Consider the following 1884-nt stretch of genomic DNA (forward strand, 5'->3'; position numbering starts at 1 on the left):
AGCACCTTGGCATTCTCCACGCCCGGAATCGCCGGCACACGCGGCGCGATGCCGGTGGCGAGGATGATTTCGTCGTAACCGCCTTCAACCAGTTTCGCCACATCGACGCGGGTATTCAGGCACACCTCGACGTGGGTGGTCTGCAACTTGCGCTTGAAGTAACGCAGGGTCTCAAAGAACTCTTCCTTGCCCGGTACGCGCTTGGCGATATTGAACTGGCCGCCGATCTCGCTGGCCGAATCGAACAATGTCACCTGATGCCCGCGCTCGGCGGCCACGGTCGCGGCAGACAAGCCGGCAGGACCGGCACCGACCACGGCAATCTTCTTGATTTGCTGCACCGGCAGATAATTGAGCTCGGTTTCGTGACAGGCACGCGGATTGACCAGGCAACTGGTGAGCTTGCCGCCGAAGGTGTGATCGAGGCAGGCCTGATTGCAGCCGATGCAGGTGTTGATTTCGTCGGCGCGGCCTTCAGCGGCCTTGTTGACGAAGTCCGGATCGGCGAGGAACGGCCGCGCCATCGAGACCATGTCGGCGTCGCCTTCGGCGAGAATCTGCTCGGCGATTTCCGGGGTATTGATGCGGTTGGTGGTGATCAGCGGAATGTTCACCGAACCGCGCAGCTTGGCGGTGACCTTGCTGAACGCGGCGCGCGGCACTTTGGTGGCGATGGTTGGAATCCGCGCTTCGTGCCAGCCAATGCCGGTGTTGATGATCGTCGCGCCGGCCTGCTCGATGGCCTTGGCCAGGGTCACGATTTCTTCCCAGGAGCTGCCGCCCTCGACCAGGTCGAGCATCGACAGACGGAAAATGATGATGAAGTTCGGGCCAACCGCTTCACGCACGCGGCGGACGATTTCCACCGGCAGGCGCATGCGGTTTTCGTAGCTGCCACCCCAGCGGTCGGTGCGGTGGTTGGTGTGGGCGGCGAGGAACTGGTTAATGAAATAACCTTCCGAGCCCATGATCTCGACACCGTCGTACTCGGCGGTCTGCGCCAGTACCGAACAGGTGACGAAATCGCTGATCTGCTTCTCGATGCCTTCCTCGTCCAACTCTTTGGGCTTGAACGGGTTGATCGGCGCCTGGATCGCACTCGGCGCGACCTGTTTCGGGCTGTAGGCATAACGCCCTGCGTGGAGGATCTGCATGCAGATCTTGCCGCCGGCCTCGTGCACCGCGCGGGTGACGATGCGGTGCTTGAGCGCCTCTTCCTCGGTGGTCAGCTTGGCCGCGCCGGAATACACCCCGCCCTCATCGTTCGGGCCAATGCCGCCGGTGACCATCAGGCCGACGCCGCCACGGGCACGCTCGGCGAAGTACGCCGCCATGCGCTCGAAACCACCCGGTTTTTCTTCAAGGCCGGTATGCATCGAGCCCATCAGGGTGCGGTTACGCAGTGTGGTGAATCCCAGGTCCAGCGGGGCCAACAGGTGCGGGTAATGAGCGGCGGTCATCGGTAACTCCACAACGAGCGATCACGGAAAAAGTGCGGGAGCTCTGCGTCCCCCGTCAGTCATGTTCGACAGACTAAGAGTCGCATCGCTGTCACTCAATGACCGTAACTGACAACTTATTGATCCAAATGCGCAGCGCCCCTTGGCAACCGGCGTCATGGGCCCTACCCTAGTCGTCACACCCTGTACCCGGCTGTTGTTGGTTTTCATGCGCAAACTTCTGTACCTGTTTTTCTCCATGGCCATTGTTGCCGCCCTGACCACCTACGCCATGTGGGCGGCGGACCGGCCGGCGGGGCATTACCTGTCGGACCTGCGCATCAAACTGGCGGTCGATCTGGGTACGCCGGCCGACCGAGGTAACTTGCTGGGCATCCAGCCCGAGCTGTTTCCCACCGACTCCCAGAGCCCCGACCGCCTGCAC

At 62.0% G+C, this 1884-nt stretch carries 2 pseudogenes; one reads left to right on the forward strand and one right to left on the reverse strand.

Annotated features, from left to right (window positions below):
* Nucleotides 1–1460 (reverse strand): annotated as a pseudogene (locus tag DBR24_RS24000) (FAD-dependent oxidoreductase); the annotation flags it as partial.
* A gap of 208 nt (nucleotides 1461–1668) precedes the next feature.
* Here DBR24_RS24000 and DBR24_RS24005 point away from each other — a divergent pair.
* A pseudogene (locus tag DBR24_RS24005) lies at nucleotides 1669–1884 on the forward strand (carbon-nitrogen hydrolase family protein); the annotation flags it as partial.

The organism is Pseudomonas sp. HMWF006, from assembly GCF_003061205.1.
GTDB lineage: Bacteria > Pseudomonadota > Gammaproteobacteria > Pseudomonadales > Pseudomonadaceae > Aquipseudomonas > Aquipseudomonas monsensis.